19 protein-coding genes are annotated in these 21747 nt (G+C 44.6%); 8 read left to right on the forward strand and 11 right to left on the reverse strand.

The window, feature by feature from the left end; translation table 11 throughout:
• The first annotated feature begins 25 nt into the window (after positions 1-25).
• Positions 26-1801, forward strand: coding sequence for a class I poly(R)-hydroxyalkanoic acid synthase (phaC, locus tag B7360_RS15185; protein ID WP_005398277.1), 1776 nt, complete (start codon positions 26-28; stop codon positions 1799-1801).
• Positions 1802-2004: 203 nt separating this feature from the next.
• On the opposite strand, the gene B7360_RS15190 is transcribed toward phaC, so the two are convergent.
• The 6 genes from B7360_RS15190 to napF form a co-directional block, all read right to left on the reverse strand.
• Complete coding sequence (locus B7360_RS15190) at positions 2005-2139, reverse strand: TIGR02808 family protein (RefSeq protein WP_005373546.1); 135 nt, start codon at positions 2137-2139, stop codon at positions 2005-2007.
• 11 nt (positions 2140-2150) lie between these two features.
• Positions 2151-2729 (reverse strand): NapC/NirT family cytochrome c, encoded by a 579-nt coding sequence (locus B7360_RS15195; RefSeq protein WP_005398274.1) that lies wholly within the window; start codon positions 2727-2729, stop codon positions 2151-2153.
• Positions 2730-2757: 28 nt separating this feature from the next.
• The gene (locus tag B7360_RS15200) at positions 2758-3213 is read right to left on the reverse strand and encodes a nitrate reductase cytochrome c-type subunit (protein ID WP_031780699.1); all 456 of its coding nucleotides are present in this window, start codon (positions 3211-3213) and stop codon (positions 2758-2760) included.
• Between the two features lie 78 nt (positions 3214-3291).
• Complete coding sequence (napA, locus tag B7360_RS15205) at positions 3292-5781, reverse strand: periplasmic nitrate reductase subunit alpha (protein WP_085343900.1); 2490 nt, start codon at positions 5779-5781, stop codon at positions 3292-3294.
• The gene (locus B7360_RS15210) at positions 5778-6086 is read right to left on the reverse strand and encodes a chaperone NapD (RefSeq protein ID WP_005398456.1); all 309 of its coding nucleotides are present in this window, start codon (positions 6084-6086) and stop codon (positions 5778-5780) included. The genes napA and B7360_RS15210 overlap by 4 nt, the downstream gene beginning before the upstream one ends.
• 41 nt (positions 6087-6127) lie before the next feature.
• Positions 6128-6613: a ferredoxin-type protein NapF gene (gene napF, locus B7360_RS15215; protein ID WP_005398455.1), complete on the reverse strand. Its 486-nt coding sequence runs from the start codon at positions 6611-6613 to the stop codon at positions 6128-6130.
• 247 nt (positions 6614-6860) lie between these two features.
• Between napF and narQ the strand changes: the two genes are divergently transcribed.
• Together narQ and B7360_RS15225 are read left to right on the forward strand one after the other, a co-directional pair.
• On the forward strand, positions 6861-8597 hold the full coding sequence (gene narQ, locus B7360_RS15220; RefSeq protein ID WP_048625157.1) for a nitrate/nitrite two-component system sensor histidine kinase NarQ: 1737 nt from the start codon (positions 6861-6863) through the stop codon (positions 8595-8597).
• Positions 8584-9216, forward strand: coding sequence for a response regulator (locus B7360_RS15225; RefSeq protein ID WP_005398453.1), 633 nt, complete (start codon positions 8584-8586; stop codon positions 9214-9216). The genes narQ and B7360_RS15225 overlap by 14 nt, the downstream gene beginning before the upstream one ends.
• Positions 9217-9305: 89 nt before the next feature.
• Here the strand turns inward: B7360_RS15225 and B7360_RS15230 are convergent, their stop codons facing one another.
• Complete coding sequence (locus B7360_RS15230; RefSeq protein ID WP_005373524.1) at positions 9306-9479, reverse strand: hypothetical protein; 174 nt, start codon at positions 9477-9479, stop codon at positions 9306-9308.
• A 261-nt stretch (positions 9480-9740) separates the two neighbouring features.
• On the opposite strand from B7360_RS15230, the gene B7360_RS15235 reads away from it, so the two are divergent.
• Positions 9741-10604 carry a DUF6279 family lipoprotein gene (locus B7360_RS15235; protein WP_085343901.1) on the forward strand — a complete coding sequence of 288 codons (864 nt, stop codon included), beginning with the start codon at positions 9741-9743 and terminating at the stop codon, positions 10602-10604.
• 170 nt (positions 10605-10774) lie between these two features.
• A complete protein-coding gene (gene pepT, locus B7360_RS15240; RefSeq protein WP_048624837.1) occupies positions 10775-12004 on the forward strand; it encodes a peptidase T in 1230 nt (409 codons plus the stop codon).
• 87 nt (positions 12005-12091) lie between these two features.
• Here pepT and B7360_RS15245 read toward each other — a convergent pair whose 3' ends face one another.
• On the reverse strand, positions 12092-12556 hold the full coding sequence (locus B7360_RS15245) for a dCMP deaminase family protein (protein WP_005373515.1): 465 nt from the start codon (positions 12554-12556) through the stop codon (positions 12092-12094).
• A 416-nt stretch (positions 12557-12972) separates the two neighbouring features.
• Between B7360_RS15245 and vmeY the strand changes: the two genes are divergently transcribed.
• Complete coding sequence (gene vmeY, locus B7360_RS15250) at positions 12973-14100, forward strand: multidrug efflux RND transporter periplasmic adaptor subunit VmeY (protein WP_085343902.1); 1128 nt, start codon at positions 12973-12975, stop codon at positions 14098-14100.
• 8 nt (positions 14101-14108) lie between these two features.
• A complete protein-coding gene (gene vmeZ / locus B7360_RS15255; protein ID WP_085343903.1) occupies positions 14109-17261 on the forward strand; it encodes a multidrug efflux RND transporter permease subunit VmeZ in 3153 nt (1050 codons plus the stop codon).
• Positions 17262-17351: 90 nt separating this feature from the next.
• Here vmeZ and B7360_RS15260 read toward each other — a convergent pair whose 3' ends face one another.
• Positions 17352-19121 (reverse strand): methyl-accepting chemotaxis protein, encoded by a 1770-nt coding sequence (locus tag B7360_RS15260; RefSeq protein WP_085343904.1) that lies wholly within the window; start codon positions 19119-19121, stop codon positions 17352-17354.
• Positions 19122-19222: 101 nt separating this feature from the next.
• On the reverse strand, positions 19223-19636 hold the full coding sequence (gene arfB / locus B7360_RS15265) for an alternative ribosome rescue aminoacyl-tRNA hydrolase ArfB (RefSeq protein ID WP_005396137.1): 414 nt from the start codon (positions 19634-19636) through the stop codon (positions 19223-19225).
• Between the two features lie 76 nt (positions 19637-19712).
• On the opposite strand from arfB, the gene B7360_RS15270 reads away from it, so the two are divergent.
• On the forward strand, positions 19713-20315 hold the full coding sequence (locus B7360_RS15270; RefSeq protein ID WP_031780520.1) for a beta-phosphoglucomutase family hydrolase: 603 nt from the start codon (positions 19713-19715) through the stop codon (positions 20313-20315).
• An 87-nt stretch (positions 20316-20402) separates the two neighbouring features.
• Here B7360_RS15270 and B7360_RS15275 read toward each other — a convergent pair whose 3' ends face one another.
• Positions 20403-21395 (reverse strand): OmpA family protein, encoded by a 993-nt coding sequence (locus B7360_RS15275; RefSeq protein WP_005396135.1) that lies wholly within the window; start codon positions 21393-21395, stop codon positions 20403-20405.
• Between the last annotated feature and the right edge of the window lie 352 nt (positions 21396-21747).

The raw sequence follows: 21747 nt of genomic DNA on the forward strand, positions 1-21747 counted from the left end.
TTTTTCCGAATATAGGAGTAAGACTATGTTTCAGCACTTCTTTTCGGACTATCTTGTACAGCTTCAACAAACCAATCAACAGTGGTGGCATGATTTCGAAGTGAACAAGGCAGTCGTGAACTCTCCTTTAAATAAGGCCATGCAAGAAGTGAACTTGGAAGACACTGCCAAACTCTTCGAACAAGCTGTAAATCAACCTGCTGCGATCTTAAAACTGCAAGCAGAATGGTGGGAACAGCAGCTACAAATTTGGCAGAATGTCGCGTTGGCGGGTAACCAAAAACAGGTCATTGAAGCAGAAAAAGGGGACAAGCGTTTTTCTAATGAAGCGTGGCAAAATGAGGTGATGTATAGCTTCATTAAGCAATCCTACCTGTTATTCAGCAAGACTTATTTAGATACAATTGAGTCACTCGAAGGTTTGGATGAAAAATCTAAAGAGCGAATACTTTTCTTTTCTCGTCAAGCCATCAATGCACTTTCCCCTTCGAATTTCATCGCGACGAATCCAGAACTCTTGAAACTGACACTTGAGCAAAACGGTCAAAACCTGCTGGCTGGCTTAGAGCAGTTAAAAGAAGACGTTGAGTCCAGTGCGGACATTTTGAAAATTCGTATGACGAACAACAATGCGTTCCGCGTGGGTGATGACGTGGCGACCACTCCGGGCGATGTGGTTTTTCAAAACGAATTGTTTGAGTTGATTCAATATCGACCTCTAACAGAGAAAGTGAATGCGACGCCACTGCTCATCGTTCCTCCTTTCATTAATAAATACTACATCCTTGACTTAACAGCGAAGAACTCAATGGTTCGATGGTTGCTAGAGCAGGGACATAGCGTATTTATGATGTCTTGGCGCAACCCAGGCAAGGCACAAGCGCATGTAGAGTTTGGTGACTATGTGACAGAAGGCGTCGTCAAAGCCGTCGCCGCAATTGAAGATATAACGGGCCAAGAGCAAATCAACGCGGCTGGTTACTGTATCGGTGGTACGGTTCTGGCGAGCACGGTTGCGTACTATGCGGCAAAACGTATGAAGAAGCGTATTAAATCAGCGACTTTCTTCACCACATTGCTCGACTTTTCTCAGCCAGGCGAAGTTGGCGCGTACATCAATGACACCATTGTGAGTGCAATTGAGGCGCAAAACAACGCAAAAGGGTATATGGACGGTCGTTCATTAAGTGTCACATTCAGCTTACTGCGCGAAAACAGTTTGTACTGGAACTACTATGTCGACAACTACTTGAAGGGCAACAGCCCAGTCGATTTTGACTTGTTGTACTGGAACAGTGATAGCACCAACGTGAGTGCCGCCTCTCATAACTTCTTGCTTCGTGAGCTCTATTTAGAGAACAAGCTGGTGCAAGACAAAGGCGTCAAAATTGGTGGGGTATGGATTGATCTAAATAAGATCAAAATTCCTAGCTATTTTGTATCAACGAAAGAAGACCATATAGCGTTATGGCAGGGAACTTATCGTGGTGCCCTGAACACTGGTGGCAACAAAACGTTTGTTCTCGGTGAGTCGGGTCATATTGCGGGTATTGTGAACCCTCCAGCGAAAAATAAGTATGGTTATTGGTTGAACGATACTTTGGATGATTCGGCTGACGAATGGTTGAATAATGCCGAGCACAAAGAGGGGTCGTGGTGGACACATTGGAATGAATGGCTACTTCAATTCAATCCAAAAGAGCAAGTCGAACCATTCCCTATTGGCTCGGAAGACCACCCAGCAATCGATGAAGCACCAGGGCAATACGTCAAGCAGGTTCTGCCAGTAAAAGAATCTTAAACAACTCCCTATAGCAGTAAATTTTAGCGACCTTTATGGTCGCTTTTTTTGGTCGTTACTGGTTACCTTATTATACCGATTGAATATATGTATCGGTTGAGGAGATTTTGGGCCGAAAGTGACGGTGAATAAAAAAGCGCCGAGTAGATACTCAGCGCTTAGTGTCAACAAATAGGCAAGTTGACGGGTAGAAGTGCGTTACGTTACACCTCTTTATCCTTACCAAATGACAGCAGCCAGAGAGAGATTGCTGCTACTGCCACAAAGCCGGAAAGAATAATCACAGGCATGGCGCTATAGCCAAGGATATGCCAAATTACAGATTCTAAAGTACTCATGGTAAGTCTCCTTAGTGCCAGCCTTCAACGCCGCTCATGTCCGGTAGTTTGTGCGCGATGCCTTTGTGACAATCTACGCAGGTTTTCTCTCCAGAAGCTAGCGCAGTAGAGTGCTGCTCCGCTGCTCGTGAGCCTTGTTGAGAGTAATCCATGTAATCAAACTCGTGACAGTTACGACACTCAAGAGAGTCATTCTTTTTCATTCGCGCCCACTCTCGCTCAGCAAGGTGTCCTCGACGCTCTTGGAACTTCTCTGGTGTATCGATAGTACGCAGAACATAGTGAGCGAATAGCTCTTTGGATGCTTGTACTTTACGAACGATCTTATCTGTCCATTCATGAGGAACGTGACAGTCTGAGCAGATGGCACGAACACCAGAACGGTTAGAGTAGTGAATTGTTTCTTGAATTTCAGCAACGATTGGTGCGTGACAGCCAGAACAGAACTCTTCTGTGTTGGTTGCCTCCATACCTGTGTTGAATGCGCCCCAAAATAAAAGACCGCCAGCAAAACCTAAGAACAAAACCACACCAGCGGCAGCTTTACTTGGGTTCTTCAGTCTTTTCCAAAACGCTTTAAGTATTTTCATAAATAACCTCTTCGTACTCGCGTTTCAATTACTGAAGCGAATCAACTGCCTCGAACTTGTTTTCAACTAGTGGCTTAGCATTAGTTTGTGGCACGTGGCATTGCAAACAGAAGTAACGACGAGGAGACATATCCGCCAATACAGCATCTTCTCGGTTTACATAGTGCGTTACGCTAATTTTAGTCGCGCCTGACTCTTTTGCATTTTTCCAGCTGTGGCACGCAAGACACTTGTTAGCATTTAACGATACTTCGTAGTGACGGATGCTGTGTGGGATCAACGGTGGTTGATAAACAAAGCTATCTTCAACAATCTGGTCTTTAGGGAAGTCTTTGAACTCATCTGCTGGGCGTGTGTCTTCCAATTGAGACATTCCACGTAGAGACTCTAGACCACCAATGCCACCTGGATTATCTAACTCAGCTTGCGCAATGCCTGTCACTAAAGCACCTACAGATAAAAGTGCGACAAGTAATTTTTTCATCATTTCATCTCCGCCTTTATGGCTTAAATTCTTTATTAGGCCGCCATAGTGACGGCCGTAGCATTCGGTATCTGAAGGTTAAGCAATCTTAGTGATTTTGACTGGACACTTCTTAAAGTCTGTCTGTTTAGACAGTGGGTCAGTCGCATCTAGGATGAGCTTGTTAATCAAAATACGTGCATCAAAGAACGGTACGAATACCAAACCTTTTGGCGGACGGTTACGACCGCGAGTTTCAACACGAACGCGTACTTCGCCGCGTTTGTTTGCCATGAGTACTTCTTCACCACGACGAACGTTACGCGCTTTTGCGTCTTCAGGATGCATGTAACACACTGCGTCTGGTACTGCTTTGTATAGCTCAGGTACACGACGAGTCATGGTGCCTGTGTGCCAATGTTCAAGAACACGGCCAGTACATAGCCACATATCAAACTCATCGTTTGGCACTTCTGGTGGCGCTTCATATGGTGCAGAGATAATCTTCGCCTTGCCGTCAGCATTGCCGTAGAAATCCCAACCAGAACCTTCTTTTGCGTATGGATCAGAACCTTCTTTAAAGCGCCATTGTGTTTCCTTACCATCAACAACTGGCCAACGTAGACCACGCACTTCATGGTAACGGTCGTATGGTGCTAAATCATGCCCGTGACCGCGGCCAAACGTTGCGTATTCCTCAAACAGACCTTTTTGAACATAGAAACCGAAGTGGTGGGCATCGTCATTCAATTCGCGAGCTTCTTCGATAGGGAACTTGTCGACATTACCATTGCGGTATAGTACGTCGTACATGGTTTTACCACGGTACTGAGGCGCTTTCGCTAGTAGCTCTTCAGGCCACACTTCTTCCATTTTGAAGCGTTTCGAGAACTCCATTAGCTGCCATAGGTCAGATTTTGCCTGACCGACCGTGCCCACTTGTTGGTACCAAGCCTGAGTACGACGCTCTGCGTTACCGTAAGCACCTTCTTTCTCAATCCACATTGCTGTTGGAAGAATAAGGTCTGCTGCTTGCGCTGTCGCTGTTGGGTATGGGTCAGACACAACGATGAAGTTTTCAGGGTTGCGGTAACCTGGAAGACGTTCAGTGTTGATGTTTGGACCCGCTTGCATGTTGTTGTTACATTGAACCCAGTAACAGTTCAGAACGCCGTCATTCAGCATACGGTCTTGTAATACGGCGTGGAAGCCAGGTTTTGGTGGAATCGTACCTTCTGGCAGTTTCCAGATCTCTTCTGCAATCTTACGGTGTTTCGGGTTAGCAACCACCATGTCCGCAGGTAGGCGGTGAGCAAACGTACCAACCTCACGAGCGGTACCACATGCTGATGGTTGACCCGTTAGTGAGAATGGGCTGTTGCCCGGAGTCGAGATTTTACCTGTTAGTAGGTGGATGTTGTAAACCAAGTTATTCATCCACACGCCACGAGTATGTTGGTTCATACCCATTGTCCAAAGTGACATTACTTTCGTATTTGGATTGGCGTATTGCTTCGCAAGCTCGATAAGCTTCTCTTTTTCAACACCAGAGATTTCAGAGGCTTTCTCAGCTGTGTAAGGTGCAACAGACTTTTTGTACTCTTCGAAAGAGATAGACGTTAGCTTGCCTGAGTTAGGATTCTTCGCTGCTTTTTGTAGCGGATCATCGTCACGTAGGCCGTAACCGATGTCGGTATCTGCTTGAGTGAAGTTAGTGTGCTTGTTTACGAAGTCCCAGTTTACCGCATCGTTTTCGATGATGTAGTTCGCGATGAAGTTAGCAATCGCTAGGTCAGACTGTGGATTAAAAATGTAGCCGTGATCTGCCAACTCAAATGAACGGTGGTAGTAAGTAGAAAGCACGTTCACTTTAACGTGAGGGTGACTTAGGCGACGGTCAGTAATACGAGTCCATAGAACAGGGTGCATCTCTGCCATGTTCGAGCCCCACAGAACGAATGCGTCTGCGTTCTCAAAGTCATCGTAACAACCCATTGGCTCATCGATACCGAATGCGCGCATAAAGCCAACTACAGCAGAAGCCATACAGTGACGAGCGTTTGGATCAATGTTGTTTGAACGGAAGCCCGCTTTCATTAGCTTTGACGCAGCGTAGCCTTCCATTACTGTCCATTGGCCTGAGCCAAACATACCTACGCTTGTTGGACCTTTTTTCTCGAGGGAAGCTTTCCATTTCTCAGCCATGATGTCGAAAGCGTCATCCCAAGAGATAGGTGTAAATTCACCGTCTTTGTGGAATTTGCCATCTTTCATTCTCAGCATCGGCTGAGTCAGGCGGTCTTGACCGTACATGATCTTAGAAAGGAAATAGCCTTTAATACAGTTTAGGCCTTTGTTTACTGGTGCTTCTGGGTCACCCTGTGTTGCTACCACTTTGCCATTTTGAGTACCAACAAGAACAGAACAGCCTGTACCACAGAAACGACAAGGTGCTTTGTCCCATGTGATTTTGGTTTGATCAGAGCTTGCAATCAGGTTGGCTGCAGATGCTGGTAGTGTCACACCTGCGACAGCAGCAGCTGATGCAGCCGCGTTTGCTTTCACAAACGCACGTCTTGTCATTTTCATACTTCACCCTCGATTTGGGAATGTTGTGTTCCAGTGTCTTCTTCATCCGTTTCTTCAAGCCCAGTTTCGATTTGGTGATAAACCAATACCGTGCTCAAGACATTCGGTAAATTGTTAATGGCATCGATAGTGTCAGTGATAAAACCTTGGTTCTCGGTTTCAAGCACGACGATAATCTTGCCTTCTGGACTGTCACCATAGATTTCCGCATTTTCATGTGCTTCGATCTGTTGTTTGATTTCGTCCAGATGTTCCGGCAGTACATGTACTACCAAACTTGAAATATGCACTTCATTTAGTGACATATAGCTCTCTCATTTATTGCCTTTGGCCGACGACATACGGCTTAGGCTGTTATATTGCTCACATTGATGGATGAAGTCGGGCACACTGAAACACAGGCGCCGCAGCCGTTACACTCATCAAGGTCTAAATTGGGTTGTGCTACTTTCCCCAGCTCTAATTTGAACTGAATTGCCATCGGGTCGCACATATCCCCACAGCTTCGGCATTCGACATTTTGTTTTGCTAAGCAGCTATCGTTGATGCTTGCTTTCGCTTGCCAAGGTTGCTCTGTTTTTGGCAAGAAAAGGGGCTCAGGACAGGCGTCTGCACACTGATAACAAAATGTGCATTCATCAATAGAAAAATCGACCGAAGGGAATCCGCCATCACTTTTAGTTATAATCTTTGTTTCGCAGGCCTCAATGCATTTACCGCAGCGAGTGCAATCGTCCGTAAACTGTTCTGGCTTGGTTAACCAAGGCAAACGTACGGCGTTGTCGGGGTGCGCTTTTCTTGCAAAGAGTCTTCTTCTGGAAAGGTCTACCACTTAGTCACCTCGAAACTTGGAACCCAAACTAAGCATAGTCCACAATTTTCATTAATAAACTGTCATTTAAACTAACGAAATTGTAGTTTTCGACATATTTGTATAAATACCTCTTAGGAGGTAAATGGGATGCAATATTGTTTTGGATCAATAAATTCCGTCGCAGGTGATCACATATTGATAAAGTTGAAAGGTAATGGGTTCATTGCACGTACAAATAGGGTTGTTAATGGGCGAGGAACTCAGATTGTTTAAAAATGTGAAAAAGTCAGTGACGCGCACGATTGCTTCCGCGATGCTTCTTATTTTGCTGCTTTCAGTTGCTACGACTGGTTTTGCAATTTTTACATTAGCGTCAAGCTTGAATGATGCAGAAGCCGTCAATGTTGCTGGCTCAATGCGAATGCAAAGTTATCGTTTGGCACATGATATTCAGATTAAATCTGTTGATTACTCTTCACATATTGACGCATTTGAACATTCGATATACTCACCTTCTATGAAAGCGCTCCAGCATTGGTCAGTGCCAGAAGACATTACTCATGATTACTACCGTCTTATTATGAGATGGCATGAGCTCAAGTCGGTGTTGAGAGGAGACAACCCGGCGGAGTACCAACTCCTAGTGGCTGGTTTTGTAAAGCAGATCGATGAGTTTGTATTTAAGCTGCAAAGCTTTTCGGAGCAAAAGCTGATTAACTTAGCTTGGATTGGCGGGTTAGGGTTAGGCGGTATCCTTTGTGTCAGTATGTTTGTTGTCCATTTTGTGCGCCTCGAAGTTGTACGGCCTTTGCGTGCTTTAGTTTTTGCTAGCGAGCAAATTAAGAATCGCTCATTTAATATATCGCTTGATGTATCCAGCGATAATGAAATGGGGATCCTGACTCGAACCTTTAATCGGATGGCGACGGACCTTGGTAAGTTATACCGAGGGCTAGAACAAGCGGTTGATGAAAAAACGCGTAAATTACAGCATGCGAATCAGTCTTTAGAAGTATTGTATGACTCGTCGAAAGAGTTAACGGCTTCGCGTATTAATCAGGATAACTTCCAAGCCATATTACAACATATTGCAAGTCTTGAAGGCATTAAAGCAGTCAAACTTGAAATAGAGCAATTGGGAGAACCGAGCTGGATATTGATGGAAGGGGAAGAGTGCTGCCACGACTGTGATGAAGATTGCCACAGTAAGGCTCTAACGTTGGACGGTGAGCACTTAGGCTATTTGTATTGGAAGGCCGGGTTACCTTGTCCGAATGAGGCACTGATTGACAACTTTGTGCAGATTTTATCGCGTGCCGTGTATTACAATCGAGCCCAACGCCAAGCAGAACAAATCCTACTGATGGAAGAGCGAGCCACCATTGCTCGGGAACTGCATGATTCATTAGCTCAAGCACTCTCCTATTTAAAAATTCAGGTCGCTTTATTAAAGAGAAGCGTAAAGAATTTGCCTGATGAAAAAGCGATAGCTCAGGCGAATCAAGTCATTGCCGAGTTGGATACGGGCTTATCTGCTGCTTATACCCAACTACGCGAATTACTGACGACGTTTCGTCTTACGATTAAAGAGGGCAGTTTTGGCCAAGCATTGCAAGATATGGTCGAAACGCTCAACGAACAAACCGTCGCTGACATTACGTTAAAAAATAGACTTTCTTCAACTGAACTGGATGCACACCAGCAGGTTCATTTACTACAGTTGATAAGAGAAGCGGCAATTAATGCCATCAAGCATGCGCAAGCAGATAATATTCACATTCAATGTCTTGATAATGATGGAAAAGTCACAGTAACCGTTACCGATGATGGAATAGGCTTTGAACATCAAGACGAAAAATTAAATCATTACGGTATGAGTATCATGCAAGAGCGAGCCGCTAGGCTACATGCCGATCTTCACATTGAAGCATCGATCAACAAAGGCTGTACCGTAAAACTAGAATTCCAACATAGTAAGGAAGTAAACAGTGACAGTGTGTAAAGTAATGCTGGTGGATGATCATCCACTCATGCGACGAGGTATTCACCAACTTTTAAGCTTTGAGCCTGAGTTTGAAGTCGTTGCAGAAGCAAGTAATGGCGCAGATGCGGTAGCGAAAGCGCATGAGCTGGAACTGGATCTTGTACTTCTTGATCTCAATATGAAAGGCATGTCAGGCCTCGATACCTTACAAGCGCTACGTGCTGATGGTTGTGAAGCTCGAATTGTTATCTTAACCGTATCGGATAGTCCTGCTGACATAGAAGCAATAGTTCGAAGTGGCGCAGATGGCTATTTATTGAAAGATACCGAGCCTGATGAGCTGGTTGAGTTGCTAAAACAAGCGCATCAAGGCGACAAAGCTTACAGCCAAGAAGTTTCTAAGTATTTGAGTGAGCGTTCAGGACAAGAGGACGTTTTTGATACGTTGACGGATCGCGAAACGCAGATCTTAAGAGAGGTGGCAAGAGGTTTCCGCAACAAGCAGATTGCCGACCGTCTTTTTATTTCTGAATCCACGGTTAAAGTGCATATGAAGAGTTTACTTAAAAAGCTTCAAGTTCCTTCTCGTACTGCGGCAACCGTTCTTTATCTTGAGCGCTTTGGCGACATCAAATAATACTGTTGAAGAACAATCCCAAACCGTCAATGGGATCAATAGCTTAGCGTGATTTTAATAATAAAAAAACCGCCTTAAAGGCGGTTTTTTTATTTGTCTGGGCGAATAGAGTACAAGTCACTGTTGTGCTTACCGCACTCTAAATAGTACTGATAAGCCACTTTTTTGCTTTCAGCAATGACTCTCATGCAGTGCATTTTCCCCTGTTCAAAATATCGAATCTCATATTCTACACTGGTATCAAGTTGCTCAGCGGCTGCCATACTTCGCCTCCATAAACCATCCAAAAAACATCCATGCAAATTATATGCCGTTATAGGGAGCGTCGTTCGGTGCATTTTTTAGCCGATAATTGCGCTCTAACTCACTTTTTTGCGGATAGCTGTGATCAAAAAGTTAATTTCAAACTCTATATATTATTAAGGTGGCAATCAATATTTGTCACACTGGTGTAAGTTTGCCGCAATATTAAGTGATACAAGTTGAGTATAGAACTTAATCAATAGAAAAGGGAATACGAATAAGTGACTAAATTACAGGGTGTATCTAATAAGGTGCTTCGCTATGGCCTTCTATTTTGTTTCGTATTTCTTCTTGCCGGATGTACGAAGAAGTTTCTATACAGCAATATCGATTGGTTCGTTATCGATTACATAGAGGATTATGTTTCTCTGCAAGGTGAACAAGAAGTCTTGGTCGAAGAACGCTTATTATTGTTAGCAGAATGGCATAAGAAAGAAGAGTTACCGTTATATATCGATCATTTAAAAGAGCTTGAGAGATTAAAAGCGAGCGATATCACCCTAAATTATTTGCAGGAAAATCGAGATAGAATGCGAGCGCATTACGATAGAGTGGTAAGCAAAGCGGCACCAGACCTTTTTGCTTTGAGTTTACAGTTAACGAAAGATCAAGAACGGGAATTTCTGAGTAATGTACAAGAGCATTATCAAGAGCGAAACGCAAAATATGCGGATAAAACGGAAGATGAAATACGTGAAATTATTCTAGATAACACAGAAGAATGGATGGAAGAGTGGTTGGGAAGTCTATCAGAAAGTCAGCGCCAATTAGCTCAAACGTTTTCTCAGCAAGTCACTCTTAACAGCCCTTTATGGAGAGGTTATCGAGCAACGATATATCAAGAGCTCGAATATCTGTTCTACAACAAATCCAATGCTGTCACTTATCAGGATATATTTATGCGCCTGTTGTTCGAGCCAGAGAGCTATTACAGTGAGCAGCTTTCTAAAAATATTGATTCTAACTTTGTGCTGGTCGATCAACTGACATTAGATATTTCTCAATCTATGACCGATAAACAATGGCGTCATTTTCGCGGTAAGGTAAAAGAGTGGCGAGTACTAGCTGAGGAATTATTAGATTAGATTCATGCTTCAATTGACGAGGGGATGTGCCGTAGCCTTTCTTATGAAAAAATGATTCAAAGCAAATTCTTATTGAGCTAAGAGCGTAACATAGCTTGAGGTTTGATGAGGTAAGGTCAGCTTATTGATGGTTGATAAAGCCTCATCGTATAAAAACAATGAGAATAAATATGAAACATTTAGTTGAAAGATTTCTTCGCTACGTCACGTTCGATACCCAATCAAATCCACATGTTACGCTTTGCCCAAGCTCGCCTGGTCAGCTTGTGTTTGCTGAGTTGCTTAAGAAAGAGATGATTGAACTTGGCTTAAGTGATGTGACATTAGATAAAAATGGCTACTTGATGGCTAGACTGCCAGCTAACGTTGATTATGAGGTGCCGCCTATAGGCTTTATTGCCCATATGGATACCGCGCCTGACGCCTCAGGAAAAAACGTAAAACCGCAATTTATTGAAGATTACCAAGGCGGCGATATTGCGCTAGGGTTGGGGGATGAAGTGCTATCTCCGGTGCAATATCCAGATTTACATCATCTACATGGCCACAATCTTATCACTACCGATGGCACTACATTACTTGGCGCGGATAACAAAGCTGGTATTGCTGAGATTCTCTCTGCAGTCGCGCTGTTACTAGAAAATCCAGACATTCCACACGGCGACATTTGTATCGGCTTTACACCAGATGAAGAGATTGGCCGGGGCGCAGATTTATTTGATGTTGAAAAGTTTGGCGCGAAATGGGCATACACTATTGATGGTGGCCCGCAAGGTGAACTGGAATACGAAAACTTTAATGCGGCAAACGCCGATGTGATTTTTCATGGTGTTAGCGTTCATCCAGGTACCGCAAAAGGCAAAATGGTCAATGCGATGAACTTGGCTGCGAAATTTCAAGTTCAAATGCCCCAAGATCAAACTCCGGAAACAACCGAAGGCTACGAAGGGTTCTTCCATTTAAAATCGGCAGAAATGGGCGTGGCGCGAAGCGAGCTTGGTTACATTATCCGAGACTTTGATCGTCAGGGCCTTGAAGAGCGAAAAGCCTTTATGCAGAAACTCGTTGATGACATGAACGCGGGCTTACGCCATGGTTCTGTAGAACTGAAAATAACAGACAGCTATTACAATATGAGAGAAATGGTTGAGCCTTACCCGCATATCATTGAGCTAGCGAAGCAAGCGATGGAAGCGTGTGATGTGGAGCCGATTATAAAACCTATTCGTGGTGGTACAGATGGCGCTCGTTTATCTTTTATGGGGTTGCCGTGCCCGAATATCTTCACTGGTGGTTTTAACTTCCATGGGATTCATGAGTTTATTTCGGTTGAAATGATGGAGAAGTCAGTGCTTGTCATCGTCAAAATTGCTGAAATCACCGCGAAAAAACACGGTTAACAGACCAGGTCGAGCGGTTCTTCTCGATTGAATGGGGAAAAATAGCCCAGAGTCATCTGGGCTATTTTTAAATTCAAAAACGAAACATTAACGTACGTCTTTGTCTTCAATTTCAATGTCTTCTAGTGGTAGCCAGTCGACTTTCACACCCGCTTGATCGAACATGTCTTGGCTGACTTGGATTTTATCTCCCCAGCGAGATAAAAAGTCTTCAGACTGCTCAGGGCAGTGTACGTGTGAGATCCCTGTTTGAATGATCTTTGCCGCGCAGTTAGGACATGGAAAATGCGTCACCCAAATATCACATCCGTCTAAATCACGTTTTGAGAACAAAATTGCGTTCTCTTCTGCATGCAGTGTTTTTAGATATTTCAACTCGCGTTCATCGGTATCGACACTGTCAGAAACACCGTGCGGGTAGCCATTAAATCCAACAGATACAATGCGATTCTGTTTAGTGATAACTGCACCGACTTGTGTTGATGGGTCCTTACTCCAAGACGCTACTAGTTCTGCCATCTGGTAAAAGCGTTTTGCCCATTTAGAAATCATAGTCATCCTCTCTGTCGAAGGCGTTGAATTAATTGAATGATAACCCATTTATATTAAAAAAATAGTCAAAATCGGGGTCTTGAGTATGAAGGCGTCATTTTTTGTCTTTTTAACCATAAAACGTTCTTATCTTGAGCACCGAATCTCACTTCCGTCTTTATACGATATCTTAATTCGCGTTTCCTAGCGCCTCTAAATGCACGATGCCTGAGAGTATATATCAAATAGTTATGATTGAGCTGTTTGTATGTTGTTCATTAAATATCACTGTTAACTAAATTACTTTATTTTCTTTTTGTTTCTCATGTTTACATTTAGTAACATTTTGGGGGCTTTTGAGTGAAGTTTTCAGTTGCAGCAAGGAGTAAGGTTGATGGGAATTCAACAATATCCTGTTCTATAAAGACGGTAAATACATGCAAAAGAAACCACTTGTCGCACTAATGGCGGCTACAGCAATCCTCGCTGGATGCGGGGAAGCTAATAATGCCCAAAGGGAAGGCCAAGCGCCTCTCGTAGTGACTCAGGATGTCACGGTTATCGACTACCAACCGAGCAAGTCTTATATCGGTCGCATTGAAGCAGTAGAAGATACCAATATTACCGCGCAGATTTCTGGCTATTTAAAAGCTCGTCACTTTGAAGAGGGGCAAATGGTAGAAAAAGGGCAGCTTCTTTATTCTATCGAGCCATCTTCTTTTGAAGCACAAGTCGCGAGCGCTAAAGCGGCACTTGCACAAGCAAAAGCCGCGCTAAAAAAAGCGGAACTAGACCACACCCGAGGTAAAAACTTGTTGCCTCGCGGTAGTATCTCTCAATCTGAGTTTGACGCCTTAACTGCGGCACTTCTTGGTGCGAAAGCCGAGCTAGAAGCAGCAAACGCTCAGCTTAAGCTTGCTGAAGTTAACCTTTCTTATACTCAAATCCGAGCTCCGTTCAGCGGTCGTATTAGCGATACCAAAGTGAGTACCGGTGATCTTGTTTCCCCTTCATCTGGCGTGCTGACGACATTGGTGAGCTTAGACCCAGTGCATACTTCATTTAGTGTGAGTGAGCGCGAGCGTTTAGCCATGGGTATGGATCAAGTCAAAGGCGACGGCTCAGCAGAATCAAACAGAGTTGAAGTTCAGCTTGAGCTGGAAAATGGCCAATTTTTTGAGCATCTCGGTAAGCTCGATTTCTTAGGTAATCGTATTGACACCAAAACGGGTACGATTGCTATGCGTGCGCTAGTTCCAAACCCGGATCAGAAGTTACTTCCTGGTCAGCACATCAAAGTGAACTTGAGAGACAAGAACACGAAAGACGTTATTGTTATCCCACGACGTGCCGTACAGACTGACTTAGAAGGTGACTTTGTGATGGTGATGGCTGAGGGAAGTGTGGCAGAGCGTCGTAACGTCGAGCTTGGACCTCAGGTTGAACAAGGCATTATCATTCGAGAAGGCCTCGAACAGGAAGATACGGTTATTACACAGGGCCTACAGCGTGTGCGTAATGGTGTAGAAGTGCGCATTCAAACACCTGCTGAAGATAAGCAGTAGGGGGCACTATGTTAAGTCGTTTCTTTATTCAGAGACCTAAATTCGCGCTGGTTATTTCGATCATATTAACGCTAGCAGGCGCGATCTCACTGGCGATTTTGCCAGTGGCGGAGTACCCACAGATAAGTCCGCCATCAGTCAGCGTTTCGGCATACTACACCGGTGCGAGTGCGGAAGTTGTCGAGCAGGCCATTGCGGACCCCATAGAGACCTCGGTCAATGGCGTTGAGGACATGATCTACATGTCTTCAAAGAGCGCGAACGATGGCTCATACAGCCTAAACGTCACGTTCGATGTCGGGACCGATCCAGATATGGCGCAAGTAAACGTGCAAAACCGTGTATCACAGATCGAGTCAAAACTGCCTCAAGAAGTGCGCATGGTTGGTGTGACGGTGAAAAAACGCTCACCTGACTTGCTGATGGTACTTAACTTCTATTCACCTGATGGCAAATACGATGATCAGTTCTTGATTAACTACATTAACTTGAATGTAAAAGATCAGCTGGCTCGTGCGAAAGGCATTAGTGAAGTTAACGTGATTGGTGGTGGCGAATACGCAATGCGTGTTTGGTTAGATCCGGAAAAAATGGCCAACCTTAAGCTAACCACGTCAGACGTATACGCCGCTTTGGCTGAACAAAACGTTCAAGTTGCGGCAGGGCGTGTTGGTGCAGCACCATACAACAATCCTCAAGAAGTTCAGTTTAACCTTGTGACCAAAGGTCGCTTGGAAAGCGTGAGCGAGTTTGAGAACGTTGTCCTTCGAGCTAATCCAAATGGTTCCACGGTTTATCTGAAAGATGTCGCTCGTGTCGAACTAGGTAAAAAGTTCTACGATGGTAACGGTAAATTCCGTGGTCAGGACGCGTCAATTGTTGCATTGTCTCTTCAATCGGATGCGAACGCGTTAGAAAGTGGTCAGGCCGTCATGGAGCTGCTTGAGGACTTGAGTAAAAACTTCCCTGAGGGCATGGCGTATGAGACCAGCTACGATACAACCGTGTTCGTATCTGAATCGATCAAAGGGGTAGTCAAAACGCTGATTGAAGCGATTCTATTGGTGATTGCTGTAACTTACTTGTTCTTGGGTAGCGCGCGCGCAACGTTGATTCCTGTTGTTGCGATCCCCGTTTCTCTGATTGGTACGTTTGCCATCATGCAGGCGACGGGCTTCACCATCAATACGGTCACTTTGTTTGGCTTGATCCTCGCGATTGGTATCGTGGTGGACGATGCGATTCTGGTAATCGAAAACGTCGATACCACCATGGCGAAAGACCCAACCATTTCACCGCGTAAAGCGACATTGCTAGCGATGAAAGAAGTAACGGGCCCAATCATCACGTCGACCTTGGTTCTACTTGCGGTATTCATACCAGTCGCGATGCTGCCGGGTATCACTGGTATCATGTATCGCCAGTTCGCTTTGACCATCTGTATTTCGGTTGTGATCTCATCCATTAACGCATTGACGCTGTCTCCAGCACTTTGTTCTTTGGTATTGAAGCAGGGTGGGGGCAACACGGCTAACTGGTTCCAGGCTTTCAACCGAGGCTTAGAGCGTATCACAACGCGTTATGGTCAGGTCGCTGGTTTCTTGGTGAAGAAATCTTTGCTACTCGTGACGTTCTTTATAGTCGCTATCGCGGCGGTCACTTTCTTTGCGAAAACCACCTCAACAGCGTTTGTTCCTCAAGAAGATAAAGGCATTTTGCTGGTTAACGTTCAGCTACCAGATTCAGCATCTTTATCTCGTACTGAAGAAGTCACCAATGATTTAATGAACATGATTGGTGAAGAACCTGGTGTGGATGGCGTGACGGTTGCGAACGGTTACTCGTTTATGACAGGCGCAGCGGCATCAAACGGTGCATCTGTGTTTATCAAACTGCATGACTGGGATATTCGTAACTCGTTGCAAGGGAAACACTCTGCCAATGCCATCGCGGCGCGTATTAACGGTCGTGCTGCAACAGAGTTGCCTCAAGCGGTTGTGTTTGCGATGGGGCCACCGGCGGTCCCTGGTATGGGCGCTGCGTCTGGTTTTGAGTTTGTGCTTGAAGATACGCTAGGGCGAAGCCGTACCGATTTGTCGATGGTCATGGGAGAAATGATCCAAGCGGCCAACCAAGCCCCTGAAATTGCCTACACGTTTAGTACGTTCCGCGCGAATGTCCCGCACTACTACGTTGATATCGACCGTGAGAAAGCACAGCAGTTGGGTATTTCACTGTCGTCTATTTTCCAAACCTTGCAAGGCAACTTAGGTTCGCTTTATGTGAATGACTTCACCATGTTTGGTAAGAACTTCCGCGTAACCATGCAAGCTGATAGCCAGCACCGTAGCAGCATGGAAGATCTAGAGCGTTTCCATGTTCGTTCTTCGAACGGCGATATGGTTCCGCTAAGTACGCTAGTGAGCTACGAGCAAGTGTTCGAGCCTGATGTGGCATGGCGTTACAACATGTACCGCAGTGCTATCATTCAAGGCCAACCAGCTCCGGGCTACTCTAGTGGTGATGCGATTGCCGCAATGGAACGCGTTGCTGCAGAGGTCCTTCCGCAGGGCTACACGTACGAATGGACAGGTATGGCTTATCAGGAAGTACTTGCGGGTAACCAAGCCATTTATGCGTTTGCACTGGCTTTGATCTTCATTTACTTATTCATGGTGGCACAATATGAGAGCTGGAGTATTCCATTAGCCATCATTTTGGTGGTGCCAGTAGCAACGTTAGGCTCCTTCTTAGCGTTGAACCTGACTGGGACACCACTTAACTTGTATGCGCAAATTGGCCTTGTCTTGCTCATAGCCTTGGCGGCGAAAAACGCAATTTTGATTGTGGAGTTCGCCAAGCAAGAACGTGAAGAAAAAGATGCTGATATCGATAGTGCAGCGGTTAAAGGAGGCACGTTACGTTTCCGCGCTGTGAATATGACATCTTGGTCGTTTATCCTGGGTATCTTCCCGCTGATCTTCGCCGCAGGTGCAGGGCACGTGAGCCAAAACTCGCTCGGCGTGTCGCTGATTGGTGGTCTATTGTGTGTGCTTCTAGCAGGTACATTCTTGATCCCAGGCTTCTACGCTCTGGTGCAAAGACAGCGTGAGAAAGTTCATGGCGGCAACACCAAGCTGGTTCCTCTTGATGATGAGTAATCACACCCGCTGTGCACAGTAGAGCACGAAGTTAAAGTCGAAAAAAGCCCGAAGCAATGATTGCCTCGGGCTTTTTATTTGTAGGGAAGGTTATTTTAGCGCGGTTTTAAATTGTGCAACTGCTTCGTCCATATCATGAGCTTGAGCAGAAACAGAGTTCACTTCGTGCAAGCATTCCTGAGCGGATTGCATGTTGTTTTCAGATATCGCGTTAAGCTCGGTGATTGAGCCACTAACTTGGTTCATCACGATACCTTGCTCTTCAATCGCAGAAGCAATGCGCTCCGAATTGCCTTGAATTGCATGCATGTCAGTGATGATCTGCTGCAGGCTAGAGTCAAGTTTTTCAGAGGCATTAAGCGTTTGTTGTCCTTGATCGTTACATTGATCAATATCCGCCACGACCGTCGACATTTGAGCTTGAATATCAACAACAACTCGCGTGATTTCCTCGGTAGATTGATGAGTTCGGCTAGCTAGGGCACGTACTTCATCGGCAACAACGGCGAAGCCACGACCTTGTTCGCCCGCTCGCGCGGCTTCAATTGCTGCATTGAGAGCCAGTAAGTTAGTTTGTTCCGCAATTTCTTGGATGATGTTCACCGCACCACCAATTTTATCTACATGTTGGTTCAACGAGCCAATCGACTGCTGACTGTTCGATAAAATACTGGTCAATTGACCAATGTTGGTTACAGTAGTTTCAACAACACTTCGGCCTTGTTCGGCATTATTCGCGGCTTGATGTACACCCTCTACCGCAACCGACGTGCTTTCCGATATTTCGCCTATCGTTGCCACCATTTGCTGAACCGCAGTAGCCATCGATGCAGTGTGGTCCGTTTGAGTATGGAACTGCTCCATAACTCCTTCTAGCTCACGATGCATATTATCGGTACTGGCCGTTAACTGCGCAGATTTTTCTTGGGTGCCACTAATTAACTGCTCAAGCTTATCCAACAGATCATTGAGGTGGTGGCTGATATCAAATAGCTCATCTTTGCCTTTCAAGTCAGAGCGCAGTCCCATGTTGTTTGTTTCGCTAATGCTTCGAATGGTGCCAAGCAAGCTGTTTACTCGTGTATTGATTGAGCGAGAGATCTGCCAAATCAATGCGAAAATAACACCTAAGATCAGAGCAGTAATGACTTGCTTGATGGTCGACATTTGTTCATCACGCTTTGCAGCAGCAGAGCTAAGGGCTGTCGAAAAGGTTTCAAATTGTTCTTCTACGGCATGAGATAATGCGCGAGTTTCACCAAGTAGGCCTTGGTCGTAAGCGACTCCTACAACTTGTTTTTGTGTCGCTACTAGCTTACCTGTTTTGGTGAGCTCCGGAGCATATAGCCCAACAAGCAAATCACTATTGAATTGACCTGATTTGACCGCAGAGTCAAAACGAACCAACGCCAGCAATTGCTGGTGGTCGGAGCGTTGCTTGGCTTCTAACAGTGCTTGCTCGTAAGCAGCAAGAAGGCCACTCTTTGCATCAAGTCCGTAGAGTTGGTAAGCACTGACCAGATTCTGAAAGCCCTTTTGGTATGCAAGGAGGTCTTGTTTGAATCGTTGACTGGAAGGTAATTCATTGCTCGTGAGTATGCTCGCAAGCTCTCTTTCTGTATTTAGAAACTTATCAACATTCGCATCAAATTTGTTTAGGTATTTGTCATTACTACGCAGTAAGAAATCTTTCTCGTTTCTGCGTAAGTTGAGTAAACGTATTTCTAGATCGCCAACGAGTTTGATGGCGTGGTTAAGTTCATTGCTCTTATTGGCGAAATGGGATGACGTACCCAAAAGGGCCACGATGCCTAAAATGGCGATAACTCCGAGGAAGTAGAGTTTTTGCCTAATAGTCATATTGTTGTTTCCTGAATAAGTAACTAAAAAGAGAAATCCAATGAGATTTCCCAAGGGCTAGCAAACGTTGTTCAACTAACATGTCGAGAAAACGACATGCATTAATACAGCACTTTCTTACGTTGCTGCTTTTTCGCTCCATGCTTGTTCTTGGTATCAAGTCTTCGGCGTTGAGAAGCACGGGTTGGTTTCGTTTTAATACGCTTCTTCTCCTGTAAGGCGGCAGCTTTAATTAAAGCTTGAAGCCGATTCAGGGCGTCTTCCTTATTTTGTTCTTGCGTGCGAAATTGTTGCGCTTTGATGATGATCACGCCATCTTTAGTTATACGACTGTCAGAAAGAGCAAGTAATCGTTCTTTGTAGAAGTCAGGTAAGCTGGAATGTCGGATATCAAAGCGTAAATGTATAGCGGACGCTACCTTGTTAACGTTCTGGCCACCATTTCCTTGAGCTCTAATTGGGGATAATTGAATTTCCCACTCTTGAATTGTGACGGAGTTCGAAATTTTGAGCATGATAAGTAAATGCCGGTAAGGACGATTGAAAGAGCTGATAAATTAACATCACAGATGTACAAATAGAAGAAAAGACATGAGCACGATTGATTTTAGGCCCTATGAGGGATTCATATTTGATATGGATGGTACTTTAATAGATACCATGCCAGCCCATTTGGCTGCTTGGCAAGCAACCGCAGATCGCTTTGATTTTCCGTTTTGTCAGGAGTGGTTTCACAGTTTAGGAGGTATGCCGAGCTTTAAAATTGTTGAGGAGCTAAACCGTGTGCATGAGCTTTCATTAGATCCTAAAACCGTCGCTACATTTAAAATGGAAACGTTCGCTGCTATGGAGCTGCACGGTGACGTTATTCCGTGCACTAATATCGTGTTAGAAGAATATTTAGGCCACAAGAAAATAGCGGTCGGGACTGGCAGTCAACGAGAAAGTGCCATGCGCTTATTGAGCCACTCCGGTTTATTGGACAAGTTGGATGTTGTGGTAACAGCAAGTGATGTAGAGAACCATAAGCCTTTTCCGGATACCTTTTTGGTGGCGGCCGAGCATCTTGGGTTGGAAGCGTCACAATGTCTTGTATTCGAGGATACCGAGCTAGGTAAACGAGCGGCGCATGCAGCGGGTATGGATTGCGTTATGGTGCAAGATAACGAGTTAATCTTTTTTCCAAAACCATAGTAAAAAGAGCGATAAAGCGAGATCAAAATGGGGTGCAAACGCACCCCATTAACTGTTACAACATCATAGATAAAGTATCATAAATGTTTATTCAGGTTGAACTAGCTCTTGGTATTCAAACGAAGGAACCACAACCTCTACGCGACGGTTTTTCTCACGACCTTCACGAGTGCTGTTGTCAGCAACTGGGTTTTCTTCACCCATGCCTTTCACAGTTAAACGATCTGAGTCAATGCCTGCAGCAGTTAGGTAATCCGCAACAGATTGAGCACGACGCTCAGACAGTTTTTGGTTGTAAGTCGCAGGACCAGAGCTATCCGTGTAGCCAGTGATCTCTACTTGAGCTTGAGGGTATTCGTTCAAGAATGATACGAAGTTGTCTAGACGCTCCGAAACAGAGTCTGTTAGCTTAGCACTGTCGAATTCAAACGTACCTGTACCGTACTCTTCTTTGTGCACTTTGCTCATCATCACTGGTTCTGGATCTGGCTCAACCACTTCTTCTGTTACAACTGCCGCAACCACTGGCGCAGCCGCAAATTTGTAGTTAAAGCCGATACCGAAGAAGTTAGCGTCCATGTCGTCCCATACGTCATCAGACAGGTCTTGATAGCGTTGATATTCTGCGCGTACGCTCCAGTTTCTGTCGATAGTGTATTCAGCACCTAGCGAGCCAGTTGGAACGAAATCTTTTTCGTCATCAGACATCATGTAAGCACCACCGATCTTAGCGAATAAGTTCCAAGATTCGTTTAAGTGCCAGTTGAATTTAGGTGCGAGAGTTAAAGCCGTTAAATTGCCGTCGATCGTATTAACTGTATTAGCCCCTGACTTAAAGTTAGCTTTGTAATCGCCTAAGAAGTCGACACCATACTCTAGCCCGATGATATCGGTGAAGTCATAACCGATATGTAGTCCAGCACCAAAAGCTTCATCATCACAAGGGCTATTTAGATAGCAAGCATCGTCAAGTGTAGTCATGCCTACTTTGCCCCCGATATACATTTCAGCTTGAGCAGAGTTTAAAAGCGCGCTACTACCAGCTACCACTGCTGCTACTGCAATTGCTACTTTGTTCATAATGTTTCCTTGTATTGATTGCATATTAACTTCTACTTCGTTTTATCAAAAAATTAGAAAAAACCAGCGTTTATAAGAAATTAGTTTAATATTCTAATCATTTCATATCAAGCAACAATATCTTTGAACTTGATCAACATTTACTAACCAATAACACCTCACAAACTTCTGATATTTCTTACATTGTAGTAAAGATTTTTAGGGTCATAAGAAAATTGATGATTATTTTGAACTTTTTTTCGTAAACTTTATTTTACATTGTGCGCGGTGGTTAACAGGTGGTTTTTATTTGCATTTATTTGCAAAAACTGATTGCAAGTCTACGCCTAAGCCGATAAGTTACTTAAACGCT

This window comes from Vibrio sp. ArtGut-C1 (genome assembly GCF_002105475.1).
Classification (GTDB): Bacteria; Pseudomonadota; Gammaproteobacteria; order Enterobacterales; family Vibrionaceae; genus Vibrio; species Vibrio diabolicus.

Excerpts from the sequence above, each read along its gene's own strand:
- phaC (WP_005398277.1), top strand. The coding sequence starts at position 26 with ATGTTTCAGCACTTCTTTTCGGACTATCTTGTACAGCTTCAACAAACC.
- B7360_RS15190 (WP_005373546.1), bottom strand. The coding sequence starts at position 2,139 with ATGAGTACTTTAGAATCTGTAATTTGGCATATCCTTGGCTATAGCGCC.
- B7360_RS15195 (WP_005398274.1), bottom strand. The coding sequence starts at position 2,729 with ATGAAAATACTTAAAGCGTTTTGGAAAAGACTGAAGAACCCAAGTAAA.
- B7360_RS15200 (WP_031780699.1), bottom strand. The coding sequence starts at position 3,213 with ATGAAAAAATTACTTGTCGCACTTTTATCTGTAGGTGCTTTAGTGACA.
- napA (WP_085343900.1), bottom strand. The coding sequence starts at position 5,781 with ATGAAAATGACAAGACGTGCGTTTGTGAAAGCAAACGCGGCTGCATCA.
- B7360_RS15210 (WP_005398456.1), bottom strand. The coding sequence starts at position 6,086 with ATGTCACTAAATGAAGTGCATATTTCAAGTTTGGTAGTACATGTACTG.
- B7360_RS15230 (WP_005373524.1), bottom strand. The coding sequence starts at position 9,479 with ATGGCAGCCGCTGAGCAACTTGATACCAGTGTAGAATATGAGATTCGA.
- pepT (WP_048624837.1), top strand. The coding sequence starts at position 10,775 with ATGAAACATTTAGTTGAAAGATTTCTTCGCTACGTCACGTTCGATACC.
- B7360_RS15245 (WP_005373515.1), bottom strand. The coding sequence starts at position 12,556 with ATGATTTCTAAATGGGCAAAACGCTTTTACCAGATGGCAGAACTAGTA.
- vmeY (WP_085343902.1), top strand. The coding sequence starts at position 12,973 with ATGCAAAAGAAACCACTTGTCGCACTAATGGCGGCTACAGCAATCCTC.
- vmeZ (WP_085343903.1), top strand. The coding sequence starts at position 14,109 with ATGTTAAGTCGTTTCTTTATTCAGAGACCTAAATTCGCGCTGGTTATT.
- B7360_RS15260 (WP_085343904.1), bottom strand. The coding sequence starts at position 19,121 with ATGACTATTAGGCAAAAACTCTACTTCCTCGGAGTTATCGCCATTTTA.
- arfB (WP_005396137.1), bottom strand. The coding sequence starts at position 19,636 with ATGCTCAAAATTTCGAACTCCGTCACAATTCAAGAGTGGGAAATTCAA.
- B7360_RS15270 (WP_031780520.1), top strand. The coding sequence starts at position 19,713 with ATGAGCACGATTGATTTTAGGCCCTATGAGGGATTCATATTTGATATG.
- B7360_RS15275 (WP_005396135.1), bottom strand. The coding sequence starts at position 21,395 with ATGAACAAAGTAGCAATTGCAGTAGCAGCAGTGGTAGCTGGTAGTAGC.